This window comes from Variovorax sp. J2P1-31 (assembly GCF_030317215.1).
Lineage (GTDB): Bacteria > Pseudomonadota > Gammaproteobacteria > Burkholderiales > Burkholderiaceae_C > Variovorax.
Window position 1 is genome coordinate 1,498,024 of record NZ_JASZYA010000002.1, and the last position, 15,244, is coordinate 1,513,267.

The window sequence follows — 15,244 nt, forward strand, 5'->3', positions numbered from 1 at the left end:
TTTCCTTCTTTAAAAGTTTCACTTGGCCAACTTGCCCCTGCTGCCGATCAGGTACGCAACAGGGATCAAGATCAGAAGGGTGGAGACCGCGGCGATCGTGGGATCGACCTTGTTCTGGATGTCCACCCACATTTTGAGAGGCAGGGTCTCCACGGAAACCCCTGCGACAAACGACGTGATGACGACCTCGTCGAAAGAATGAATGAAGGCCAGGACGGCACCCGATACCAACGCAGGTCCGATCGTGGGCAACACCACCCTGAAGATCGTTCGCGCCCGCGTCGCCCCCAGGCTCTGGGCCGCCATCTCCAATCGGGGGTCCATCATCAGCAGTGCGCCATACACGACGACGAACACATAAGGGATGCAACCCACGGTGTGCGCGACGATCAACCCCTCTCGGGTTCCGATCAGGCCCCACTGGGCCAACACGCCGAACATCGCGATGGCGAAAACCACCGAAGGCACCACCAGCGGGGCGATCAGCACGGCATAAGCCGCCTTCTTTCGACCTTCGGATGAAATCTTGGAGACGCCGTAGGCGGCAAGCAGACCGAGCGAGGTCGAGATGGCCATTGCCACCAGCGCGACCTGAAAACTGATCGACGCGGCCGATCGCCACTGCGCGTCATTCACCAGCGCGCGATACCACCTGAACGAATAGTCCTTGGGCGGAAAGTCCAGGGATGCCGAGTTCGTGAAGGATGCAACGATCACCACCACGCTGGGAAGCACCAGGAAGATGCAGACCAGGGCAGCGACCGCTCTGAGCGGAATGCTCCGCAGCACGTCGGCCGACGACGGCTTCGACTTGAGCCGCGAGAAGAAGAAGCCACTGACCATCGCAAAGGCGGTTTTCCATCCATGGCGTCGCGGCGTCCCTCCGGCGCCGTTCGCGTTTCTCCCTTTCTGCGCCAGGATCTTGACGAGGAACGCGCCCAGCAGAAGAAGCAAGGTGCCCATGAGCAGCAGCACGGCCAGCGCAGCGCCGGTGGAGAAATTCAGCAGCGACGTGACTTGAACGGCCACCAGGTTCGACAGCAGCACATCCGAGAGGCCACCGAGCATCGCGGGCGTGATGTAGAAGCCGCTCGTGACAATGAAGACGAGCATGCATCCACTCAGGACCCCGTTGGCGGTCTGCGGAAAATAGGCGGCGAAGAAGGTCCGCACCGGCCCGCCGCCGAGGGCCTTGGCCGCCCTGAGCAAAGACATGTCCATCCTCAGCATCGACGCGTAGATCGGCAGGATCATCATCGGAAGCATGACGTGCACGATGCCGATCATCATGCTGGTGCGCGTGTACAGGATCGCCAGACCATCGTCCGCGACGCCGAAGTACTGGAGCATGTGATTGACGAGGCCCTCGTCCCCGAGGATCACCACCCATCCGTAGCTCCTGACCAGGAAACTTGTCAGATAGGGAATGGCCACGCACAGCAGGACGAGCTTCGCCTTCGCAGGAGAGAGAGACGCGATGAATGCGGCAGTCGGATAACCCAGAACGAGGCAGAACAGCGTGACCAGTGCGCAGGTCGACAACGTGCGCCAGGCGACGTTCAGGTACATCGCATTCTCGAAGATGGCGCGATATTCGGCCGAGGAGAACTCCGGGGCGCGAAGACTGAGCAAGCCGATCTGCAGCAGCGGGTAGAAGAAGAACACCAGCAGAACGACCGCCGGCAGTGCCAGCGCGCAAATCGCCACGTCGATCTTCGCTTTCATGAGGCGCGTTCCTTCAGACGACCGCCGACCAGGACCCAGGCGCATTTCATTTCAGCACCCATTCGTTCCAGCGCTTGATCAGTGCTTCCGAGTGGGTCTTTCCGGAAGCGTCCAGCGCCGAGTACCAGTCGGCATTGGCGTAGTAGGCCTTCTCCTTGTTGCCAGGCGCGCCGACCAAGGTCGACGCGAATGCGGGATCGAGGAACTTGAAGGCCGAGCGGTTGGTGGGCGAGTAGCCCGACAACTTCGAGAACAGGGCCTGCCGCTGCGCATCCAATGCGAAGTTGACGAACTTCTCGGCCTCCTGGCTGTTCCTGGCGCCCTTCGGAACGACCAGATGAAGCGTGTAGATCTTGGCCTGCGCGTAGGTGTAGGCGACCTTTTCATTCGTCTTCATGACGTTCTGAAAGACGCCGTCGAAACCTTGTCCCATGGCCGCGCCACCGCCGGAGAACGCCTGCTCCTGTTCGGCGCCGACCATCCACCATTTCCTGACGGCGGGTTTGATCTTGTCCAGGCTCTTGAGCGCCCTGTCGACATCGATCGGGTAGAGCTTCTCGACCGGCACGCCATCCGCGATCAAGGCTTCTTCCCAGGGCCCCTGCCCCGGATACGCACCGCTCTGAAGGATCCGAGGCCCCGGAAATCTCTTCGGATCCCAGAACTCACCCCAGTTCTGGGGTGGATTCACACCGGCCCGAAGCTTGGACCTGTCGTATCCGAGCGCCATCGCATAGTTGAAGAACCCGACGCCGTACCTGTGACGCAGGGCCGGTTCGATCTGTTCGGCCACTGCGGGATCGATGGCCTGGTAGTTGATCTCCGCCAGCAGGCCTTCGCGCGCCAGCACGATCATGGACGTGGAACTCAGCATGCACAGGTCGATGTCCTGGCGCTTGCTCTGCGCCATGGTCCGAATGACCGCGGGCGCGCATTGCTGCTTGACGGCATTGACCTTGATCCCGGTCGCCTTCTCGAACGGTTCGACGACGGACGTCATCATGGAATCGCCGAGCATCCCGCCGCCGACCAGCACGGTCAGCGATGCGGCCTGGCAGGTCCCGATGAAAAGGCCGCCAAGCACGGCGATGGATTTCATTCCTCGTGTGAGACAAAACATATGCACTCCGTGATCGATCAAAGGAAGACTTAGAAAATCATTGCCGAGGTCTTGTCGAAGCGGATGCGCGCGCGGTCGCCCGGCTGAAGCGCGTTCCGATGGGCCTCGAACGGAACATTGGCCGACAGCAGCCCGGCATCGCAGCGGACCTGGTAGTAGAGGTAGTTGCCTCGGAAGGAGCTGTGGACCACCTCGCCCATGAACTCGACGACATGGGAGCCGGCGCGATCGACCGGCGACGCCACGGGATCGACACGCATGTTTTCGGGACGGACGGCGATGACCATCGCCGGTCCCGCGTGCGGCGCGGCGCGGCCGTGGAAACCCATCGTTCCGACCGGGGTCGCGATGTCGAACCCGTGCGCGCCGACGTCGACCAGCGTCCCCTCGATGAAATTGCTTTCGCCCATGAAGTTGGCCACGGCCTTGCTCACCGGCTTGGTGTAGATCTCGGTCGGCGTTCCCCGTTGCTGCACGGCGCCGTTCTGGAGCACCACGATCCGGTCCGACAGGGCCATGGCCTCTTCCTGGTCGTGCGTCACGAACACGATCGTGGTGCCGATTTCGCGATGGATCTGCCGCAGCTCGACATGCATGTCCTGCCGCAGGCGCCGGTCCAGCGCGCTGAGCGACTCGTCCATCAGCACCAGGGGTGGATTGAAGACCAGCGCACGCGCCAGCGCGACCCGTTGCTGCTGGCCGCCACTGAGCTGCGATGGCAAGCGGTCGGCGAAGGGCGTCATGCGCACGCGCGTCAACGCCGCATCGATGAGGCGCGCCTGCGCCTGCCCGGTGATGCCGCGCGCATTGAGCGGAAACGCCACGTTCTCCCGCACCGACATCCGGGGGAACAAGGCATAGCTCTGGAAGACGATGCCCACGTCCCGGCGATTCGGCGGGACGTCGTTCATCGAGCGGCCGTCGATCAGGATTTCGCCCTGGGTGGGCCGCTCGAAACCCGCCAGCAGCATCAGCAGCGTCGACTTCCCGGAGCCGCTGGGGCCCAGGAGGGAAATGAACTCCCCGGGTTCGATCACCAGATCGACGTCCTGGACAGCCGCGACACCGTCGAAGTGCTTGCTGATGTGGCGGAACTCGACCCTGCTCGCAGGCGATGTTCTCGCGCTCCGGTCGGCATGTGGATTCATGGCTTTTGAAAATTGATCACTTTGAAATGCGGGCCGGGCGGGGTCATGTCTATCGCGCAGGGGCCGCGGTGGCGGACCCGAGCGACCCGGTCAGAACCGAACCGCGGCGCTTCCCTTGAGGGACAGGATTTCGCGCGCTTCATCGGGCGTGGCGATCTCGTGCCCCAGGCTTTCCAGCAGCTGGCGCACCTTGCGCACCTGCTGCGCATTCGAGTCCGCCAACTGGCCGCGCGAGATCAGCAACGAGTCCTCGAGCCCGACGCGCACGTGGCCGCCCAGCGTGGCGGCCGCGGTCGCCAGGCTCATCTGGCTGGCGCCGGCGCCCAGCACGGACCACTGGTATCGGTCGCCGAACAGCTTGTCTGCGGTGCGTTTCATGAAGACCAGGTTCTCCAGGTCCGCACCGATGCCGCCCAGGATGCCCAGCACGAACTGGATGAAGATCGGCGCCTTGAACAGGCCGGCGTCGACGCAGAACTTGAGGTTGTACAAGTGGCCCACGTCGTAGCACTCGTGCTCGAACTTGACGCGGTGCTCGTGGCCCAGCTCTCCTGCCACCATCTCGATGTCGCGGAAGGTGTTGCTGAAGATGTAGCTGTCGGACTCGCGCAGGTACGGCTCCTCCCAGTCGAACTTCCAGTTCGTGTAGCGCTGCGCCAGCGGATGCATCGAGAAGTTCATGCTGCCCATGTTCAGCGAGCACATCTCCGGCGAGAAGCGCTTGGCCGGCGCGATCCGCTCGGCCACGGTGTTGCGCAGGCTGCCGCCGGTGGAAAGGTTGACGACCGCATTCGTCGACGCCTTGATCGCCGGCAGGAAGCCGAGGAAATGCGCGGGATCGATCGACACGGCGCCGTTGTCCGGGTGCCGCGCATGCAGGTGCAGCACGGCCGCGCCGGCCTCTGCCGCATCGATGGCCTGGCGTGCGATGTCCTCGGGGCGATAGGGCAGCGCGTCCGACATGGTCGGCGTGTGGATGGCGCCGGTCACGGCGCAGGTGATGATGATTTTCCGGGACGACTTGGACATGGTTTCTCCGCTTCCAACGATGGGGTCAGTGCTGGACCGGTTGGCGTTGCCAGACCAGCTTGATGACGGTCTCGACGCCGTCCTGGATCTGCGGCGCGGTCGTGAGCACCACATCGCCCTGCTCGAAGCGGAATGCGCGACGCAGCACGGTCCCGACCCAGTTGGGATAGGAGGACATGTCGACCGCGTGCGACACCCAGCCGTCCGCCAGCGAGAACGCGCCCGCGTAGGCGATGGACGATTTGTAGGCTTGCGCCCGCTGCGATTCCGGCGCGGCCTGCCGGTCACCGTCCAGCGGCGCGCGGCCGTCGTGGGTGATCAGCGCCATCATTCGGCCGTCGTCACCGTAGTGGATGACGCCGGTGGGCCGCGCGCCATAGACGTCGTACAGGCGTTCGCCGTCGGCTGCGATGGCATACGCTTCGCGCAGGAACCAGGTTCCGATCAGGGGGGTTGTGCTCATGCGGGGGCTCCAGCTTTCAATGTATGTGTGTTCGTCGTTCATGGAAGGATCGCCACCGCGCGGCACCAACCGGCCGACGCGGCGCGGACCTTGACGGGAAAGCAGATCACCTGGAAGCCGCTCGATGGCAGCAGTTGCAGGTTGCTCACCTTCTCCATCTGGAAATAGCCGATCTCGCGGCCGGCCTTGTGGCCCTCCCAGATCAGCGAGGCGTCGCCGGTTTCGCGGTAGCGCCGGGCGGTGTGGCTGAAGGGCGCATCCCAGGACCAGGCATCGGTGCCGACGACCCTGACGCCGCGCTCGGTGAGGTAGAGCGTGGCTTCTCGTCCCATGCCGCAGCCGCTGTCGAGGTAGTCCGGCTGGCCGTAGCGCGCGCCGGCGCCCGTGTTCACGAGCACGATGTCCAGCGGCTGCAGTGCATGGCCGATGCGCGCAAGCTCGGCATCGACCTCGTCGGCCCGCACGACATGGCCGTCCGGCAGGTGCCGGAAATCAAGCTTGACTCCCGGGCGGTAGCACCAGTCGAGCGGGACCTCGTCGATGGTCGCCGCGCGCTCGCCACCGTTCATCGTGGAGGCGTAGTGCCATGGCGCATCCATGTGCGTGCCGTTGTGCGTCGACAGGTCGATCCGCTCGACGGCCCAGGCTTCGCCATCGGGCAGGTCTTCCGGGCGCAATCCCGCAAAGGGCTTGGCCAGCGCCGCGAAGGTCTCGCCGTGCCGTTCGTAGCGAATCTTCGGGCCGTTGCCCGGTCGATCGACGGGCAGCCCGTTTTCGATGGCGACGGAGAGGTCGATGAGCTTCATTGGAGCCGGCATGTGGGAAGGAAGGAGCCAGGAGGTGATGTCGGTCATTGCTTGCCGAGGCCGATGGCGCGCACCAGTTCCGGCCAGGCGCGGTTCTCCTTGGCGAGGAACTGCGCGGCCTCGGACACGGAGCCCCCGGTGGCTTCGCTCGCGTTGTCGTGCAGCGCCTGGATCACGTCGGGCTGCTGGAGGATGGCGTTGACCTCGGTGTTCAGCCGGGCGATCACCGGGCCTGGCGTGCCCGACGGCGCCACCAACATGAACCACAGGGAGAAGTCGATGCCCGCGAAGCCCTGCTCCTCGAACGTGGGCACATCGGGCAAAGCCTGCGCCCGCTGGCGCGTCGACACGGCCAGGGCCCTGAGCTTTCCGGACTGGATGAAGGACCGGACCGTGCCGATGTTGTCGCACATCGCCTGCACGCTGCCGCCCAGCAGGTCGGTGACGGCCGGCACGGCGCCCTTGTAGGGGATGTTGTTCACGACGATGCCCGCCGAACGCGCGAACAGCCCGGCGCAGATGTGCTGCGGGGAACCTTCGCCGGCATTGGCGAGGGTGAGCTGCCCGGGCGCGCCCTTCGCGGCCGCGACCAGCTCCTTGAGCCCTTCCTTCGGCGCGCCGCTGCCCGCCACGAGGACCAGGGCCGCCGACGAGATCCTGGCGACCGGCGCGAAGGCCTTGAGCGGCTCGTAAGGCATCTTCTGGAACAGGCTGGGGTTGACCGCCAGCGGCCCGAGCCCCGCCAGGAGCAGCGTGTAGCCGTCGGCGGGCGACTTGGCCACGGCGTCGGCGCCGATGATCCCGTTGGCACCGGCCCGGTTGTCCACCACCACCGGCTGCGCCAGGCGCGCGCCCAGTTTCACCGCCAGCAGGCGCGCGATGTTGTCGGTCCCGCCGCCCGGCGCATAGGGAACCACCAGGCGGATGGGGCGCTCCGGGTACTGCGCTGCCGCTGCCGCTGCCGCCGGCAGCCCTGCCAGGGCGAGGAGCAACGCGGTGCAATGCACCACCAGTTTCAGCATGTCGAGTCCTTGAGGGTTGCGATCGACCTGGATGTTAGTTATTCGATTGACTAAGTTGTTAACGGGTTAACCCTTAGTTCAACCCACAAGGGCCTCGAGGCTCGGACCTGCTCCGCAGCCCGTCGGCGTGGGGCGTGGGGCGTGTCGAGATGAGCCTTCTCGATCCGAGCGGCCGGGCCATGACGGCATTCGGAAGATGCGCGGCCGCGACGCTGTTAGTCTTTCGACCCACCAACAACGAGAGCGCCGATCCCCTCGCGCGGCAGTGGGTCGCGGCCCGTGCCGCACACGCACGGGCCGCAGAAGAATTTCAAGCCATGAGGAAGAACATGCATTCCGACGACACGACGACCGCGCCAGAACAGCCCCCACGTCGGCGAAGCGACGCGCGCGACAGCATCCTGCGTGCGGCAGAACAGCTGTTCGGCGAACTGGGTTTCACCGGTTGCTCGATGCGCAACGTGGCCGACAGCGCGGGTGTCAACCAAGGAATGATCCATTACTTCTTTCGCACGAAGGAGGTCCTGTTCCAGGAGACGTACCTGCGTTGCGGCACGCCGCTGGTCGAGGAGCGCATGCGACTGCTCCAGGCCGAGGAAGTCGCCGCGAAGGGCGCGCCGGTGCCCGTGGAGCGGCTCATCGAGATCTTCCTGGCGCCCGCCTTCAAGCTGGCGATGAGCGGAGAAAGCGGTCGCGCCTTTCTGCGCATGCAAGCCCATCTGCAGCTCGACGGCACCGAGTTCGGCAACGAACTTCGGCGGCGCCTCTACGACGACTCGACCGGCCGCTTCGTCGCGGCCTTCGCGCGCGGCCTTCCCGACCTGTCGCGCGACGAGGTGTCCTGGCGCTTCATGTTCATGCTCGGCACCTATCAATACGCCTTGGCGGACACCGGCCGCATCGAGGTGATCTCGGCCGGACGCTGCTCCGGCAAGAACTTTGCCGAGTCCCTGCGCCAGATCGTGCCCTTCGTCGCCGCCGCCATGCGCGCCCCCGGGCTGACGGCGCCCAAAGCGTCATCGGCGAAGGGGCGCTGAGGCTCGAAGGGCCGCTTTCCGGCCACCGGGTGCCCATGCGTCGCGGCTGGGTGAAAGACAGCCCGCCCTGTGGCCGCGCTAGGCGGTGCGCGCCGGAGCGCCCGCGCCCAGCAGGGCCGTGATCTCCTGCAACAGCGGCGAACTCCGCGTCTTGCACCAGGCCACCGCCGTCGTGACCACCTCCAGGCGCTCCCGCAGCGGACGCAGCACGACGCTTTCCGGTGCGAGCTTCTTCATCGACGCGGGCACGAGCGCGATGCCCTGCCCGCATCCGACGAACGCCACCTGCGACGAGGCGCTGCGGGTCTCGTGGAGCACCCTCGGCGAAAAGCCATGCGCCAGGCACGCCGCGGTGAACCCGTCGAAGGAGACGGGGCTCAGGCGCCTGGCGACCATGACGAAGTCCTCGTCCGCCAGGCTGGCCAGACGGATGCGCGCCATGCCGGCGAAGCGATGCCCCTTGGGGAGCGCCACCGCCAGCTTGTCCTGCTTGAGCGGCACGCTGGCGATGGACTCGCCGAGATCGCCCTCCAGCCGCGCGAACGCGAGGTCGACATCGCCCGATTCGAGCGCGGGAACGGCCTCCGCGCTGTCGATCTCCTTGACGGACACCGTCAGGTCCGGGTAACGCTTCCTGAGCGTCGCCAGAAAGGGCGGAAGCACATCGAGCATCGCGGAACTGATCGCGCCGATGGTCAGCAGGCCCGTCTGCCCCGCCGCCGCTTCGCGCACCGCCAGTTCGAGCTGCTCGAGCTGCTGCGCGAACTTGCGCACCGCCGGCAGGATGGCCGCGCCCGCCGGCGTGAGCTTGGCGCCGCGCCGCGAACGCTCGAAGAGCTTGAGCTTCAGCGCCTGCTCGAGCACCTGGATCTGCTCGGTCAAGGGCGGCTGGGACATGCCGAGCCGAGCCGCCGCCTTGCTGAAGTTCTCTTCCTCCGCCACCGCGAGGAACAGCCACAGGTGGCGGACGAGACGAAAGTTGATCATTTTTCTTTCCATAGGCTGGCCGTATCACAGCCATTCATCCTTCGGAATTTACATATGAATCGCCTCCGCCGAAAGTCGAATCTCCCTCCCTCGAGTACTTTCGCGAATGACCCACCCGACCCTTGACCGCCTCGCCGCGCTGGACACCAACACGGTCTCCGATGCGCTCGACTTCCTCGGCCTGCCGGGCGCCACCTTCGGTCTTCGGCCGCTGTGGAACGGCCCGAAGATCGTCGGCCGCGCGAGCACCATCCAGCTGGGTCCCAAGACCGACGCGAAGCCCACGGTCCACCTCATCTCCCCCGTGATCGCCGAGATCACGACGGACGACCGGATCCTCGTGATCGCAGGCGGGCTGGACGGCATCTCCTGCTGGGGCGACATCCTCGCGAACGCGGCCAGGGCCCGCGGCATCCGCGGCTCGGTCCTCGACGGCCTCAGCCGGGACATCGATGGCAGCGAGTCCATCGCCTACCCGGTCTATGGCCGCGGCGTCACGATGATCAGCGCGCGCAACCGCGTGATCCAGGTCGACGCGGGGCATCGCGTGCGCATGGCCGGCGTGGACGTCGACGAGGGCGACTACGTGATTGCCGACCGTTGCGGGACCGTCTTCGTCACCGCCGCGCGAATCCTCGAGGTGCTGGACCTCGGCGAGAAGATCGCCCGCCGCCAGGACGGCATGGTCGAGGCCGTGCGCCGCGGCCGCTCGGTCGCCGAGGTCATGCACGACAAGGAATTCGAAGCCATCCAACAACAGGAACCCGCCCAATGAACGCAGAAGACAAGCAACTCGTCGCCCTCTTTCACGGCCTCGACACCCCGGGTGTCTCGGACGCCATGGACAAGCTCGGCCTGCCGGGCCAGTGCATGAACGTGATGCCGCTGGACAACTACAGGAGCGTGGTCGTCGGCCCGGCCTTCACCGTCAAGTACGCCTCGGCCAGCACACCGCCCGGCACGGTGGGCGATTTCCTCGACGATGTGGCGCCAGGCGATGTCGTGGTGATCGACAACGATGGCCGCACCGACTGCTCGGTCTGGGGCGACATCATGACGCAGTACGCCGGCACCCGGAAGATCGCGGGCACCGTGATCGACGGCGTCTGCCGCGACGTGTCCAAGGCCCTGGGCGATGGCTACCCGCTCTTCACCAAAGGCCGCTTCATGCGCACGGGCAAGGACCGGGTCCAGGTGGAGGCCGTCAATGGTCCCGTGTCGATCGGGACGGCGCGCGTCGTGGCACGCGACATCGTGGTCGCGGACGCCAACGGGGTCGTCGTCGTGCCGCGCGGCCGCGCCAGGGAGGTCGCGGAAGTGGCCCGCCGCATCGAGGAGGCGGAAGCGGCCATCCGCAGCCAGATCGCCCAGGGCAGGTCGATCCGCGAAGCCCGCGCCGCGCGCGGCTACCACACGCTGCAGCAGCGAGGCGCGGCGTGACGGCGAGGATGGCTCCGTCCCTTCAGCGGCTCAACGTGCACCTCGCCGGCGTGCAGCCCTCGGCGACCTACCGGATGATGGACCGCGTCGCCGCCCGGCGGGCCGAGGGCGCGAACGTGATTTCGCTGTCGGCGGGCGAGCCCGACTTCGATACGCCGGCCCACATCCGCGCCGCGGCGATCGACGCCATCGGTGCAGGCCACACCCGCTACACCCCGGTGGCCGGCATGCGCGCACTGCGGAAGGCGGTCGCACGCAAGTTCCAGCGCGAGAACGGGCTGCACTGCACCTGGCAGGACACCCTGGTGTGCTCGGGCGGCAAGCAGGTGATCTACAACGCCCTTGCCGCGACGCTGAACGCCGGCGACGAAGTCATCGTGCCGGCGCCCTGCTGGGTCAGCTACCCCGAGATGGTCCAGCTCTGCGGCGGCCGGGCCGTCATCGCGAAATGCGAACACAGGGCAGGGTTCAAGCTCACGCCCGAGACGCTGTCCCGGGCCATCGGCGCCAGGACGCGCTGGCTGATCCTCAACTCGCCCTCCAACCCCACGGGCGCGGTCTACTCGCGTGACGAGTTGCGCCTGCTGGCCGACGTGCTGCTGAAGCACCCGCACATCCTGGTTCTTTCCGACGACATCTACGAGCACCTGGTCTTCGACGGTGCCGGGTTCGCGACCATCGCGCAGGTCGAGCCGCGCCTGGCGGCGCGCACCGTCACCATGAACGGCGTCTCGAAGGCCTATGCGATGACGGGCTGGCGGATCGGCTTCTGCACGGCCCCGCGCTGGCTGCTCGATGCCATGGAGAAGCTGCAGGGCCAGCAGACCTCCGGCGCCAGTTCGATCTCGCAACATGCCGCCCTTGCCGCGCTCGAGGGTCCGCAGGATTTCATCGAGACCAGCCGCCGCGTCTTCCAGGCGCGCCGGGACCTGATGGTGGCGTCGTTGAACGCCACGCCCGGGCTTCGCTGCGACACCCCCGCCGGTGCGTTCTACGCCTTCGCATCCTGCGAGGGGCTGATCGGCAAGACATCGAAGGGCGGCGTGCCGCTGTGCACCGACGAGGCGGTGGCGCTCGCACTGCTCGACGAAGCCGATGTGGCGGTGGTCCAGGGCAGCGCCTTCGGTCTCGGGCCCTACATCCGCATCGCGTATGCACTCGACGACCAGGCGCTCCGGCAGGCCTGCGACGCGATCGCCGAGTTCGCTTCGGCTTGCCGCTGAATCGCCCGCCGACCCTCGTTCCTTGCACCGGGGACAGGCAGCGCCTTCCCGGTCGCGTCTCCTGCCCGTCCGACGCCACCGTGCAGGCCACCCGATCGGCCGAACCATGGAGCCAGGCGCCGTCTGGACGCCGGAAGAAGCCGGGTCAGGCGCGGCGTGTCGGTGATCCTGCATTCAGGCACGGGCTGTCCATCGGTGGCGGCTCACCCTTCAGCGCTCTTCCGCGACGCGGATGGCCGCGATGAGCGCGCGAAGACCGCTGGAGACATGGCGGTGTCCGGGGTAGTAGAGACGCAGCCCGCCGTACGAGGGACACCATTCCAGCAGCACACGCTCGAGTCGACCTTCCTGCAGTGCGGCGTGGGCCAGGTGCTCCGGCACGAAGGCAATGCCCAGGCCGTCGATCGCCGCATCGACCATGAGCGGCTGATCGCTGAGCGTGATCCGGCCCGCGACGTTGATCGATTCGACCGCGCCATGGCGCTCGAACTCCCAACGGTAGATCGCGCCGCTGTCGAAGCGGAATCGGATGCAGTCGTGGCCCAGCAGATCCTGCGGCACGGCAGGCCGGCCGCGTGCCTCGAAGTACGCCGGGGACGCGACCGCGGCGAAGCGCACCGGGCCGGTCACGCGGATCGCGACCATGTCCTGCGGCACGGCCTCTTCGAGCCGAATGCCGGCATCGAATCCGTCGGCCACGATGTCGCTGAGCTTGCCGTCGCTGACGATGTCCAGATGCACCAGCGGATGGTCGCGCAGGAAGCGCGTCAGCACCGGCCGCAGGACCCAGCGGATCGCCCCCTCGCTGGCGTTGATGCGCACGGTGCCGCTCGGCGTCTCGCGAAATTCGTCGACCTCGCGCATCGCCTCGGAGATGGAGGACATGGCGGGGCGCAGCTTGAGCGCCAACCGCTCGCCGGCATCGGTCAACGACACGCTGCGCGTCGTGCGATGAAGCAGGCGCACCGCCAGCCGCTGCTCCAGCATCTTGATCGAATGGCTGACCGCCGACGGGGTCACGTCGAGCTCGGTGGCTGCCGCACGAAAGCTGCGATGCGCAGCGACCGAGAGGAACACGCCCAGCGCGAACAGATCGCCGCTTTTCAATTGGTGAGCATCTTTCATCTGGGCATGAAGCATTGACTGGATTGTCCTGATGGTAGGCGCTTCATAGACTGGCTTGAGCAACAACCCCGAGGAGTACCCATGTCACAGAAGATCCTGATCACCGGCGCCAGCTCCGGTTTCGGCCGTGGTGCCGCACTGCAACTTGCACGCCTGGGCCACCAGGTCGTGGCGACCGCCGAAACCTGGCCGCAGGTTCGCAGCCTGCGCGCCGATGCCGCCGAAGCGGGCGTCAAGCTCGAGGTGATCAAGCTCAACCTGCTCGACAAGATCGACCTTGCGCGCGCCGGGTCGTTCGACCCCGACGTGCTGGTGCTCAATGCCGGCGTGATGGAAGGCGGCTCCGTGGTCGACATCCCCATGCAGCGGGTGCGCGAGTCCTTCGACATCAATGTGTTCGGGCATCTGGAACTGGTCCAGGCGATCGTGCCGAAGATGGTCGCCCGCAAGGCGGGGAAGATCGTGTGGACTTCGTCGATGGGCGGCATCCTGGTGGTCCCCTTCCTCGGCGCCTACTGCGCGACCAAGCATGCGATCGAGGCCATCGCCGGATCGATGAAGGCCGAGCTCGCGCCTTATGGCGTCAAGGTCGCGACCGTCAATCCCGGCGTCTTCGGCACGGGCTTCAACGACACCGGCGCCGAAAGCTACGTCCAGTGGTACGACGCCGACACCGCCGTGGTGCCGATGCCCGACTTCAGCGGCAGCCTGGTCGGCCAGGCCGATCCGCAGGAGATGGTCGACGCGATGGTGGACATCATCCCCGCCGACGAGCACCTCTACCGCACCATGCGCCCGCTCGCCACCATCGATGCCGCAAAGCAATGGCAGCAGACCGAATGGACCCAGAATGCCTGACCTGACACTCGAACACGCGCACCGGATCGTGGTGCAGGGTCGCGCCGCCGCGCAGGACGCCGGCCTGAACGCGGTCTTCGCGCTCCTCGATGCCGGCGCGCACCTGGTCACGTTCTCGCGCATGGACGGCGCGTGGCTGGCGTCGAACGAACTGGCCATCGCCAAGGCCCGCACCTCCGTGATGTTCCAGATGCCGAGCGAGGCGTTGAACGCCCCGCTGCAGGTGGGGCAGCCCCTTGCGCATTTCGACCATGTCCACGCGGGCGGGCTGCTGCTCATGGGCGGCGGCCTGCCGCTGTTCGGCGACGACGGCGTGCTGATCGGCGCGCTCGGCGTCTCCGGCGGGACGCCCGAACAGGACGCCGCGCTCGCGCGCGCGGCCACGGCCTGAGATGTCGACGCCTCCCTCTCTCCTCTGCGCCGCGGCGCTCGTCGCCGCCCTCGCCGGCTGCGCCACCGTGCGGCAGCCCGACCTGGATGCCTGGGTCGGCGCACCCGTGGAAGCCCTGGACACCCATCCGCTCTTCCTCACGATCCCGATGTACCGCACGCTGACCGACAGCGGTGTCGAGATCCGCAACTACGTCAACAGCCAGGAAGCACAGCAGTGCTTCACGCGCGTCGATGCCCACCACGGCGATCACCGCTACCTCGACCACACGGCATTCACCACCTGCTCCGAGAACCGCATCGTGTGCAACAACCTCTTCTATGTCGAGGGTGGCAAGGTCATCCGCTATGCGCCGACCGGGAGCTGTTTCACCGATGACAGCGTGCGACCACGGGTCGGCCATTGAGGGGCCGACGAGGACGGCGGCGCCCCCATGGGGTCGTGCTGGCTCACTGCCAGGCCGCACTGGCGTGGCTGCAGTCGCTGTGAACAGCCCTGCCGAGTGGCGACATCAGTCCAGCGTATTGAAGCGGGCGAAGTGCGCATCGCCCTTGATCAGCGTGTCCACGACATCCAGCAGACCGAAGAACCACGCGCGGCGGGCATGGAAACACCTCTCGTAGCGCGCGCAGTCCTGCATGCTGTCGGGGACGAACAAGGCGCACAGCAGGAACAGCACGATCGCATCGCTGACGATGAAGGCAGAGGTCCCGAAGGTCCAGGCCTCGAGCTGGTAGAAACCGAACCCCCGCCATCAGCAATGCACCGGGGATGCGGCGCCAGTCGCCGAGATCGAAGGCGGCTTGACGCCGCTTGCCGTCAGCACGCACGCTCGCGGTGACCGGCGCGTCACGCGGCAAAAGAGGCTAG

At 66.4% G+C, this 15,244-nt stretch carries 17 protein-coding genes; 7 read left to right on the top strand and 10 right to left on the bottom strand.

Annotation, left to right across the window (positions count from 1 at the left end; translation table 11 throughout):
* Window positions 1-18 precede the first annotated feature (18 nt).
* The 7 genes from QTI20_RS18125 to QTI20_RS18155 all read right to left on the bottom strand — a co-directional run bounded on the left by QTI20_RS18125 (window position 19) and on the right by QTI20_RS18155 (window position 7,313).
* Window positions 19-1,725 (bottom strand): ABC transporter permease subunit, encoded by a 1,707-nt coding sequence (locus QTI20_RS18125; RefSeq protein ID WP_286552844.1) that lies wholly within the window; start codon window positions 1,723-1,725, stop codon window positions 19-21.
* A 46-nt stretch (window positions 1,726-1,771) separates the two neighbouring features.
* A complete protein-coding gene (locus tag QTI20_RS18130) occupies window positions 1,772-2,824 on the bottom strand; it encodes an ABC transporter substrate-binding protein (RefSeq protein ID WP_286552846.1) in 1,053 nt (350 codons plus the stop codon).
* Between the two features lie 50 nt (window positions 2,825-2,874).
* Window positions 2,875-3,993 (bottom strand): ABC transporter ATP-binding protein, encoded by a 1,119-nt coding sequence (locus QTI20_RS18135; RefSeq protein WP_286552848.1) that lies wholly within the window; start codon window positions 3,991-3,993, stop codon window positions 2,875-2,877.
* 90 nt (window positions 3,994-4,083) lie between these two features.
* Window positions 4,084-5,022: a 3,5-dioxohexanoate:acetyl-CoA acetone transferase gene (gene kce / locus QTI20_RS18140; protein ID WP_286552850.1), complete on the bottom strand. Its 939-nt coding sequence runs from the start codon at window positions 5,020-5,022 to the stop codon at window positions 4,084-4,086.
* 25 nt (window positions 5,023-5,047) lie between these two features.
* A complete protein-coding gene (locus QTI20_RS18145; RefSeq protein WP_286552852.1) occupies window positions 5,048-5,485 on the bottom strand; it encodes a lipocalin-like domain-containing protein in 438 nt (145 codons plus the stop codon).
* A gap of 38 nt (window positions 5,486-5,523) precedes the next feature.
* Window positions 5,524-6,339, bottom strand: a complete 816-nt coding sequence (locus QTI20_RS18150) for a cyclase family protein (protein WP_286574236.1) — start codon at window positions 6,337-6,339, stop codon at window positions 5,524-5,526.
* Window positions 6,336-7,313, bottom strand: coding sequence for a Bug family tripartite tricarboxylate transporter substrate binding protein (locus tag QTI20_RS18155; RefSeq protein ID WP_286552856.1), 978 nt, complete (start codon window positions 7,311-7,313; stop codon window positions 6,336-6,338). The genes QTI20_RS18150 and QTI20_RS18155 overlap by 4 nt, the downstream gene beginning before the upstream one ends.
* A 149-nt stretch (window positions 7,314-7,462) precedes the next feature.
* Here QTI20_RS18155 and QTI20_RS18160 point away from each other — a divergent pair, with 149 nt between their 5' ends.
* On the top strand, window positions 7,463-8,350 hold the full coding sequence (locus tag QTI20_RS18160) for a TetR/AcrR family transcriptional regulator (protein WP_286552857.1): 888 nt from the start codon (window positions 7,463-7,465) through the stop codon (window positions 8,348-8,350).
* 78 nt (window positions 8,351-8,428) lie between these two features.
* On the opposite strand, the gene QTI20_RS18165 is transcribed toward QTI20_RS18160, so the two are convergent.
* On the bottom strand, window positions 8,429-9,337 hold the full coding sequence (locus QTI20_RS18165) for a LysR family transcriptional regulator (RefSeq protein ID WP_286552858.1): 909 nt from the start codon (window positions 9,335-9,337) through the stop codon (window positions 8,429-8,431).
* A gap of 106 nt (window positions 9,338-9,443) precedes the next feature.
* Here QTI20_RS18165 and QTI20_RS18170 point away from each other — a divergent pair, with 106 nt between their 5' ends.
* From QTI20_RS18170 to QTI20_RS18180, 3 genes are read left to right on the top strand one after another with little or no spacing between them, the layout of a single operon-like run.
* On the top strand, window positions 9,444-10,112 hold the full coding sequence (locus tag QTI20_RS18170; RefSeq protein WP_286552859.1) for an RraA family protein: 669 nt from the start codon (window positions 9,444-9,446) through the stop codon (window positions 10,110-10,112).
* On the top strand, window positions 10,109-10,777 hold the full coding sequence (locus tag QTI20_RS18175; protein WP_286552861.1) for an RraA family protein: 669 nt from the start codon (window positions 10,109-10,111) through the stop codon (window positions 10,775-10,777). The genes QTI20_RS18170 and QTI20_RS18175 overlap by 4 nt, the downstream gene beginning before the upstream one ends.
* A gap of 8 nt (window positions 10,778-10,785) precedes the next feature.
* Complete coding sequence (locus tag QTI20_RS18180; protein WP_286552863.1) at window positions 10,786-12,000, top strand: pyridoxal phosphate-dependent aminotransferase; 1,215 nt, start codon at window positions 10,786-10,788, stop codon at window positions 11,998-12,000.
* A gap of 210 nt (window positions 12,001-12,210) precedes the next feature.
* Here QTI20_RS18180 and QTI20_RS18185 read toward each other — a convergent pair whose 3' ends face one another.
* Window positions 12,211-13,125: a LysR family transcriptional regulator gene (locus tag QTI20_RS18185; RefSeq protein ID WP_503011426.1), complete on the bottom strand. Its 915-nt coding sequence runs from the start codon at window positions 13,123-13,125 to the stop codon at window positions 12,211-12,213.
* An 81-nt stretch (window positions 13,126-13,206) separates the two neighbouring features.
* Here QTI20_RS18185 and QTI20_RS18190 point away from each other — a divergent pair, with 81 nt between their 5' ends.
* From QTI20_RS18190 to QTI20_RS18200, 3 genes are read left to right on the top strand one after another with little or no spacing between them, the layout of a single operon-like run.
* Complete coding sequence (locus QTI20_RS18190; RefSeq protein ID WP_286552865.1) at window positions 13,207-13,983, top strand: SDR family oxidoreductase; 777 nt, start codon at window positions 13,207-13,209, stop codon at window positions 13,981-13,983.
* Entirely contained in the window at window positions 13,976-14,374 is a 399-nt protein-coding gene (locus QTI20_RS18195; RefSeq protein ID WP_286552867.1) for a GlcG/HbpS family heme-binding protein, read from the top strand. Before QTI20_RS18190 ends, QTI20_RS18195 begins: the two co-directional genes overlap by 8 nt.
* A 1-nt stretch (window position 14,375) precedes the next feature.
* Window positions 14,376-14,780 (top strand): hypothetical protein, encoded by a 405-nt coding sequence (locus QTI20_RS18200; protein ID WP_286552868.1) that lies wholly within the window; start codon window positions 14,376-14,378, stop codon window positions 14,778-14,780.
* A gap of 105 nt (window positions 14,781-14,885) precedes the next feature.
* On the opposite strand, the gene QTI20_RS18205 is transcribed toward QTI20_RS18200, so the two are convergent.
* On the bottom strand, window positions 14,886-15,053 hold the full coding sequence (locus QTI20_RS18205; protein ID WP_286552869.1) for a hypothetical protein: 168 nt from the start codon (window positions 15,051-15,053) through the stop codon (window positions 14,886-14,888).
* Window positions 15,054-15,244 lie beyond the last annotated feature (191 nt).

What these genes read in the sequence shown, in the direction of transcription:
- QTI20_RS18155 (WP_286552856.1), bottom strand. Translation starts at nt 7,313, where the DNA reads ATGCTGAAACTGGTGGTGCATTGCACCGCGTTGCTCCTCGCCCTGGCA.
- QTI20_RS18130 (WP_286552846.1), bottom strand. Translation starts at nt 2,824, where the DNA reads ATGAAATCCATCGCCGTGCTTGGCGGCCTTTTCATCGGGACCTGCCAG.
- QTI20_RS18135 (WP_286552848.1), bottom strand. Translation starts at nt 3,993, where the DNA reads ATGAATCCACATGCCGACCGGAGCGCGAGAACATCGCCTGCGAGCAGG.
- QTI20_RS18195 (WP_286552867.1), top strand. Translation starts at nt 13,976, where the DNA reads ATGCCTGACCTGACACTCGAACACGCGCACCGGATCGTGGTGCAGGGT.
- QTI20_RS18175 (WP_286552861.1), top strand. Translation starts at nt 10,109, where the DNA reads ATGAACGCAGAAGACAAGCAACTCGTCGCCCTCTTTCACGGCCTCGAC.
- QTI20_RS18125 (WP_286552844.1), bottom strand. Translation starts at nt 1,725, where the DNA reads ATGAAAGCGAAGATCGACGTGGCGATTTGCGCGCTGGCACTGCCGGCG.
- QTI20_RS18185 (WP_503011426.1), bottom strand. Translation starts at nt 13,125, where the DNA reads ATGAAAGATGCTCACCAATTGAAAAGCGGCGATCTGTTCGCGCTGGGC.
- QTI20_RS18165 (WP_286552858.1), bottom strand. Translation starts at nt 9,337, where the DNA reads ATGATCAACTTTCGTCTCGTCCGCCACCTGTGGCTGTTCCTCGCGGTG.
- QTI20_RS18160 (WP_286552857.1), top strand. Translation starts at nt 7,463, where the DNA reads ATGAGCCTTCTCGATCCGAGCGGCCGGGCCATGACGGCATTCGGAAGA.
- QTI20_RS18180 (WP_286552863.1), top strand. Translation starts at nt 10,786, where the DNA reads ATGGCTCCGTCCCTTCAGCGGCTCAACGTGCACCTCGCCGGCGTGCAG.
- QTI20_RS18190 (WP_286552865.1), top strand. Translation starts at nt 13,207, where the DNA reads ATGTCACAGAAGATCCTGATCACCGGCGCCAGCTCCGGTTTCGGCCGT.
- QTI20_RS18170 (WP_286552859.1), top strand. Translation starts at nt 9,444, where the DNA reads ATGACCCACCCGACCCTTGACCGCCTCGCCGCGCTGGACACCAACACG.
- kce (WP_286552850.1), bottom strand. Translation starts at nt 5,022, where the DNA reads ATGTCCAAGTCGTCCCGGAAAATCATCATCACCTGCGCCGTGACCGGC.
- QTI20_RS18200 (WP_286552868.1), top strand. Translation starts at nt 14,376, where the DNA reads ATGTCGACGCCTCCCTCTCTCCTCTGCGCCGCGGCGCTCGTCGCCGCC.
- QTI20_RS18150 (WP_286574236.1), bottom strand. Translation starts at nt 6,339, where the DNA reads ATGACCGACATCACCTCCTGGCTCCTTCCTTCCCACATGCCGGCTCCA.
- QTI20_RS18145 (WP_286552852.1), bottom strand. Translation starts at nt 5,485, where the DNA reads ATGAGCACAACCCCCCTGATCGGAACCTGGTTCCTGCGCGAAGCGTAT.